This is a genomic window from Aeromonas sp. 600282, assembly GCF_049175755.1.
Lineage (GTDB): Bacteria > Pseudomonadota > Gammaproteobacteria > Enterobacterales > Aeromonadaceae > Aeromonas > Aeromonas veronii_A.
The window spans coordinates 121,756-128,283 of sequence record NZ_JAAKVR010000016.1 but is presented as its reverse complement, the minus strand read 5'-3'; the positions used below and the strand labels follow the sequence as shown (position 1 = coordinate 128,283).

Annotated in this window: 6 protein-coding genes and 1 pseudogene; 4 read left to right on the top strand and 3 right to left on the bottom strand. The window is 59.3% G+C overall.

The genetic code is table 11. From position 1 onward, the window contains the following. The 3 genes and pseudogenes from G5137_RS15750 to arfB all read right to left on the bottom strand — a co-directional run. Positions 1-602: pseudogene (locus G5137_RS15750) on the bottom strand (IS3 family transposase); the annotation flags it as partial. 309 nt (positions 603-911) lie between these two features. Next, positions 912-1,403 carry a methylated-DNA--[protein]-cysteine S-methyltransferase gene (locus tag G5137_RS15745; RefSeq protein WP_227341897.1) on the bottom strand — a complete coding sequence of 164 codons (492 nt, stop codon included), beginning with the start codon at positions 1,401-1,403 and terminating at the stop codon, positions 912-914. Positions 1,404-1,428: 25 nt separating this feature from the next. Continuing rightward, a complete protein-coding gene (gene arfB / locus G5137_RS15740; protein ID WP_139430011.1) occupies positions 1,429-1,845 on the bottom strand; it encodes an alternative ribosome rescue aminoacyl-tRNA hydrolase ArfB in 417 nt (138 codons plus the stop codon). A gap of 201 nt (positions 1,846-2,046) precedes the next feature. On the opposite strand from arfB, the gene glnK reads away from it, so the two are divergent. From glnK to G5137_RS15720, 4 genes are all read left to right on the top strand, one after another. Next, positions 2,047-2,385 carry a P-II family nitrogen regulator gene (glnK, locus tag G5137_RS15735; RefSeq protein ID WP_005341406.1) on the top strand — a complete coding sequence of 113 codons (339 nt, stop codon included), beginning with the start codon at positions 2,047-2,049 and terminating at the stop codon, positions 2,383-2,385. A gap of 258 nt (positions 2,386-2,643) precedes the next feature. Continuing rightward, positions 2,644-3,651 (top strand): Fe(3+) ABC transporter substrate-binding protein, encoded by a 1,008-nt coding sequence (locus tag G5137_RS15730; protein WP_021230948.1) that lies wholly within the window; start codon positions 2,644-2,646, stop codon positions 3,649-3,651. Between the two features lie 39 nt (positions 3,652-3,690). Then, the gene (locus tag G5137_RS15725; RefSeq protein ID WP_139442977.1) at positions 3,691-5,316 is read left to right on the top strand and encodes an ABC transporter permease; all 1,626 of its coding nucleotides are present in this window, start codon (positions 3,691-3,693) and stop codon (positions 5,314-5,316) included. Positions 5,317-5,398: 82 nt separating this feature from the next. Beyond that, complete coding sequence (locus tag G5137_RS15720) at positions 5,399-6,433, top strand: ABC transporter ATP-binding protein (RefSeq protein ID WP_421255643.1); 1,035 nt, start codon at positions 5,399-5,401, stop codon at positions 6,431-6,433. Positions 6,434-6,528: the final 95 nt, after the last annotated feature.

Genomic DNA, 6,528 nt, shown 5'->3' with positions numbered 1-6,528 from the left:
CCGCCCGACCTTGAGCCCGCCATCATCCTGACCCTGGAGCAGATAATGCAGCTTGCGAGTACCCACCCGAGGTTGTCGCAGTCGAACCTGACGCACAAAGCGCACCACCTGCAGCCCTTGAGCATGGCGCTCGTCGGCGACCCGATTGCGCTTGTAGTAAGCCTGCCGGCTTATCCCCAGAAACAGGCAAGCCCTGACGATGGTCAGCTTCTCGACTTGCCGCTGCGAGAGGACTTGCCGGGTCGCTTTTTTACGATGGAGACGCCGTAGTCATTCTTCAGTACATCGACGACGGCCTCAAAGAACTGGGCCTTCTGGCTCATCAGCGCCAGCTGTTGCTCGAGTTCCTTGATGCGCTGTTCGGGCGTCTGGTTGTCGGGGTCAGGCATGGTGATGCTCCTGCCGGCACGTACAGAAGCCCCCTGGCTCCAATCTTGCCGACCATGTTTACGCAACCATACCAGAACGGTGGAGCGGCCCTGAATGCCATAACGCACCTGAGCCTGTTTGTAGGTGAGCTCACCTTTTTCAATCTGCTCGACCAGTGCCAGTTTAAAAGTCAGCGAGTAATCGCGCTGTGTCCGTTTCACACCTTGTCCCATCGGGTTCTCCATTTATTGGGGGGAAAGGTGTAAACCATATTCAGGACGGGACAGTTTGCCACAAAAAAAGCGCCTCAGAGGAGGCGCGGGGAAAAAGACAGATTGGAAGCGTCACATGGGTGCTACTTGAATCAGCGAATGAGCCGTGCCATTCAAGTATGGAGCCATAATGCCAAGCTCAATCTGAAGTAGTTCTGAGGCGATTCTTCATCTTCTGTTCATCTTGTCAGCAAGGCGTGGCCACTGATTGAAAGCCTTTTCATTCTGGTCGCGATATTGTCCCGTTCCTCTCCGGGGACGCTCATTGTCTCATGGGGCCAGCTCGAATGTTGTGCCTGCCTGTTCCAGTGCCAGCAACCAGCGCTTGATGGGAATGCCGCCAGCATAGCCGGTCAGATCGCCGCTGCGTCCGATCACCCGATGGCAGGGTACTATGATGCTCAGCGGATTGCGGCCATTGGCAGCGCCTACTGCTCGCACTGCCTTGGGATTGCCGATAGCCTGGGCAATCTCGAGATAGCTCACGGTCTCGCCATACGGGATATCACACAAAGCGTTCCACACCGTTTGCTGGAACGGGGTGCCCTTCGGTGCCATGGGCAGATCGAACTGCTGCAATTTTCCGGCAAAATAGGCGGTGAACTGCTCGACGAAAGGAGCAAGAGCCAGGTCATCACGCTGCCACTCATTGGTCGGAGTTACCGGCTGCTCCCCCCGCACGAACTCCACATAGCGCAGACCATCCTGATCGATGGCGACCAGCAGGGGGCCGCGGGCGCTGTCGCAAAAACTGTATCTCATCGGCTGACATCCTTTGGGGGCTGGCTCAGTCCAGAACCGGTTTGCCGCGGGCGGATTTGATATCCCCCTTGCGCTTTTTGGCATCGACCCGTTTGCGCTGGGAGCTGCGGGTCGGCTTGGTGGCATGGCGAGCCTTGGGGCGCCAGGCTGCTTTCTTCAGCAACTCCACCAGACGGTTCATCGCCTCCTTGCGGTTCATGTCCTGGCTGCGATGGCTCTCGACCCGGATCAGGATAAAGCCATCGTGTACCCGGCTGTCGCTCAGCTTGTCGAGACCCTCCTTGTAGAGGGGCGTCAGGCTGGGAGAGTTGCGGTAATCGAAGCGCAGCCAGACGGCGGAGTCGGTCTTGTTGACGTGCTGTCCACCGTTGCCCTGTGCCCGCATGGTCTGAAATTGCAGCTCATGCCAGGGAATCGTGACGCTGTTGGAGATAACTAACATGCTGTTTTGCTCTTGTTTGGTGCATACCCGCTGACCGCTGCAGCATGGTGCCTCATTATGGGGCGTGCTGGCCGGTTATGGGGATGTGCCTGACGAATGGCGCAGGCATTAAACTCTATCTATATGAAATAAAACAATAAAAATACTTGGCATAAGAATTGAAACCCGATTCATGACACACCATGGATTGGGAGCAACCAGATGAAGCTGATTAGTGCGATTATCAAACCGTTCAAGTTGGACGATGTCCGCGAGGCTATTGCCAACCTGGGGGTGGAAGGGCTGACCGTGTCCGAGGTCAAGGGATTTGGCCGCCAGAAGGGACACACCGAATTATACCGGGGAGCCGAGTATCAGGTCGACTTCCTGCCCAAGGTGAAGCTGGAGATTGCTACCGCCGATGATAACGTGGAAGGGGTGATCGAGGCGATCTGCAAGGCGGCCTATACCGGCAAGATCGGCGACGGCAAGATCTTTGTCTATGACTTGCTGCAGGCGGTGCGCATCCGCACCGGCGAAAGTGACGACGAGGCGCTGTGATGAACCGCATCCGTGACGTACAGATCTGTTGACCTCCCGATCTCGGGGAATCCCGATGGAGTGAGCGCTTATTGAAGCCTGATCAACATAACGTTTTGCTCAGAAGAGGCCGAATGGGATTCCATCCGGCCCTTTTCAATTATGGGCGATTAAATATGTGATGTGGCGACGGCGAGCTTTCTTGATCCGCTTATAAGATGTATGCAGAATGCAAACGGAAATCGTTATCACTATGTATAGCTAATCAAGGAATGGATGATGAAAATGAAGATGTTGGCACTGGCTTTCTCTGCGTTGGCAGCTCAGTCGGCATTGGCGGCCGGGGAAGTGAATGTCTACTCCAACCGGCAGGATGAGCTGATCAAGCCCATCATCCAGCAGTTCGAGAAGGAATCTGGCATCAAGGTGAACGTGGTGTTCGCCAAAGAGGGATTGAACGAGCGTCTGGAGCGGGAAGGCAAGCTCTCTCCGGCCGACCTGATGCTGACCGTCGATATCAGCCGTCTGACCGATCTGGTGGACAAGGGGCTGGTGCAGCCGGTAGACAGCAAGATCCTGCAGGAGAACATCCCCGCCATCTATCGTGATCCGGAGAATCGCTGGTTCGCCCTGACCACCCGGGTTCGCGCCATCTACTCCAGCAAGGATCGCCTCGGCAAGCTCGAGACCATCAGCTACGAAGACTTGGCCAAGCCTGAATTCAAAGGAAAAATCTGCACCCGCAGCGGCAAGCATGAGTACAATGTGGCGCTGGTCTCCTCCATGATTGCCCATCACGGTATGGCCGAGACCAAAACCTGGCTGGAAGGGGTCAAGGCCAACCTGGCGCGCAAGCCGCAGGGCAACGACCGGGATCAGGTCAAGGCGATCAAGGATGGTATCTGTGACGTGTCACTCGGCAACAGCTACTATCTGGGCGCCATGTTGAAAGATCCGGCGCAGAAGTCCTGGGCGGATGCGGTCTATATCAACTTCCCGAACCAGGCTGACCGCGGTGCCCACGTCAACGTGAGCGGCGTGGCCATGACCAAGTATGCCAAGAACAAGGCCGAGGCCCAGAAGCTGATGGAGTTTCTGGCTGGCGACACCGCCCAGCACATGTATGCGGACGTGAACGCCGAATATCCGGTCAAGGCCGGAGTCGAGCCTTCCGCCATGGTCAAGTCCTGGGGCAGTTTCAAGTCTGACGCACTACCGGTCAGCGATTACGCCAAGCACCGCAAGGACGCCTTGCAGTTGCTGGATGAAGTGAAGTTCGATTTGTAATCAGATGGGGCCAACGGCCCCATCAACATCTGTGGTCTCATGAAAAATTTTGGATGGATGACCGGCAGCTGGGCCATCGCCCTGCTGCTGGGTTTACCGGTTATAGCCCTGCTTTTCTCTGCCTTCTCGGCTGAGGGGGAGCTGTTTCGCCACCTCGCCGATACCGTGCTGCTCGATTATCTCGGTAATACCCTGGGGCTGGTGGTCGGCGTAGTATTGCTAAGCCTGCTGTTTGGCGTACCCACCGCCTGGCTGGTGGCCATGTGTCAGGTGCCGGGGCGCCGTGCCCTGCAGTGGGCCTTGATGCTGCCAATGGCCATGCCCTCCTATATCGTCGCCTACGTCTATACCGACTTGCTCGACTACTCGGGCCCGCTACAGGCCGGGTTGCGAGCACTCTTTGGCTGGAACAGCCCTGCCGATTACTGGTTTCCTGCCATTCGCTCCCTTGGTGGCGCCGCCTGGGTGCTGGCGCTGGTGCTGTTCCCCTATGTCTATCTGCTGACCCGCGCCTCTTTTCTCGAGCAGTCAGTCAGCCTGATCCACTCCAGCCGCCTGCTCGGCTGCACCCCGTGGCAGAGCTTTCGTCGCCTCAGTCTGCCGCTGGCGCGCCCCGCCATCATGGTGGCGGTATCGCTGGTGGCCATGGAGACGCTGGCAGATTTTGCCACCGTCCACTTCTTTGCCATCAACACCCTGACCACGGCGGTCTACGACACCTGGCTCGGCTACGGTAGTCTGGCCACCGCGGCCAAACTCTCCTGCCTGATGCTTCTGGCTGTGGTGCTGCTGATCGCGCTGGAGCGCCGCTCGCGCAGTCGGCAGCAGGTGTTCCAGAAGTCCATGGGCCATGAGCAGCCGCTGCGCTATCCGCTCAAGGGGATTGGCCGTTGGTTGGCCGGTCTCTGGTGCTGGGGGCTGGTGCTTGCCGGTTTCGGCCTGCCGTTCGTCATCCTGCTCGATTACGGGGTGCGCTACTTCGAGTTGTCGTGGACACCGGAGTTTGTCCGCTTCGCCGGCAACAGCTTGGCTATCTCGGCGCTAACCGCCCTGCTGGCGATGGGCATCGCCCTGCTGCTCGGCTTCTTCCGCCGCCTCGATGGCGGTATAAAGAGTCTGTTGCCCCTGCGCATCGCCGCCATGGGTTACGCCATGCCGGGCACCGTGCTCGCCATCGGGGTGCTGGTGCCGCTCACCGCCCTCGACTTTGCCATCAACGATCTGGCCGAGTGGCTCGGGCGTCAGGGGCCGGGCTTGCTGCTGACCGGCACCATTACCGCCATCGTGTTCGGCTATTTGGTGCGCTTCGTGGCCATCGCCATCGGCTCGGTGGAGAGCAGCATGGGCAAGATCTCCCCCAGTCTCGACATGGCAGCCCGCTCCTTGGGGCAGGGGGATGGCGGCATGCTGCGGCGGGTCCATCTGCCGCTGGTGCGCCGAGGTCTGTTTGCCGGTGCCATGCTGGTATTCATCGAATCCATGAAGGAGCTGCCCGCCGCCCTGCTGCTGCGGCCATTCAACTTCGATACTCTGGCGACCCACGTCTACCAATTCGTCTCGGACGAGATGCTGGAGCGCGGCGCGCTGGGGGCCATCGTCATCGTGCTGGTGGGGCTGTTGCCGCTGATCTGGGTCAACCGCAGTCTGGACAGTCCGGGCCACTGAATCGCCACGTCGGCCAATGAAATTGCATGCGGTGCGCTGAACCAAAAGGCTGCGCGCCGCCAGAAACGAGAGGAAGTCAGCCTTGTCCTGTTTGCAGGTTGAAAATGTCAGCTGCCGTTACAACGGCCGCAATGTGCTGGAACAGCTCTCCCTGACGGTGGCAGACAACGAGATCGTCTGCCTGCTGGGAGCCAGTGGCTGCGGCAAAACCACGCTGCTCAAGGCCATCGCCGGGCTGCTGCCGCTGGCCGATGGCTCGATTCGCCTCGGCGATACCCTGCTCGACGGGCCGGGTGCCAGCGTGCCGCCCGAGGCGCGCAACATCGGCATGATCTTTCAGGATTACGCCCTCTTCCCCCACCTGACGGTGGCCGACAACGTCGGTTTCGGTCTGACCAAATTCGATCGCCGCGCCCGCCAGCAGCAGGTTGACGAGGCGTTGGCGCTGGTCAATCTGCAGGGGCTGGGGGATCGTTATCCGCACCAGCTCTCCGGCGGCCAGCAGCAGCGGGTGGCCATCGCCCGGGCGCTGGTGTGCAAGCCACGGCTGATGCTGCTGGATGAGCCCTTCTCCAACATCGATACCCAGGTGCGGATGAAGTTGATCCTCGAGATCCGCGCCCTGCTCAAGCAGCAGGGGATCGGCGCTATCTTCGTCAGCCACAGCAAGGAAGAGGCGTTCGCCTTCGCCGATCGGCTGGCGCTGTTTCGCGCTGGTCACATCGAACAGGTGGGCCAGCCGGAGCAGCTCTATCGCCGTCCGCAAAACCGCTTCGTGGCGGAGTTTCTCGGTGGGGTCAACTATCTGGCTGCCGAGGTGGTGGACAGCAACTGCGTGCAGACGGCGCTCGGGGTCATTTGTGGCAGTGAGCCTCATGGCCGGGCGGTGGGTGAGCAGTTGCAGCTGATGCTCCGCCCCCAGCAACTGCTGCTGGAGAGCGCCGCAGATGGCGAGCTTAAGGTGGTGGAGCAGCAGTTCCTCGGTCACCACTGCCGGGTGCTGTTCGAGTGTGGCGATCTGCAACTGGAGGCGAGCATTGGCGAGCCCCTTGATGGGATGCGGGCACGGATCAAGGTTGCCCCCCATGGGTTGGTGTTATTTGCCCCTTTGCCCTGAACGCGTGATATCGTCGTGAAATCAAAGAACTGGATCCACTCTGGTTTATAATCGCGCAACGCAAATAGCCCGTAACGCTAACGCCTATTCAGGGG

Excerpts from the sequence above, each read along its gene's own strand:
- G5137_RS15745 (WP_227341897.1), bottom strand. The coding sequence starts at position 1,403 with ATGAGATACAGTTTTTGCGACAGCGCCCGCGGCCCCCTGCTGGTCGCC.
- arfB (WP_139430011.1), bottom strand. The coding sequence starts at position 1,845 with ATGTTAGTTATCTCCAACAGCGTCACGATTCCCTGGCATGAGCTGCAA.
- glnK (WP_005341406.1), top strand. The coding sequence starts at position 2,047 with ATGAAGCTGATTAGTGCGATTATCAAACCGTTCAAGTTGGACGATGTC.
- G5137_RS15730 (WP_021230948.1), top strand. The coding sequence starts at position 2,644 with ATGAAAATGAAGATGTTGGCACTGGCTTTCTCTGCGTTGGCAGCTCAG.
- G5137_RS15725 (WP_139442977.1), top strand. The coding sequence starts at position 3,691 with ATGAAAAATTTTGGATGGATGACCGGCAGCTGGGCCATCGCCCTGCTG.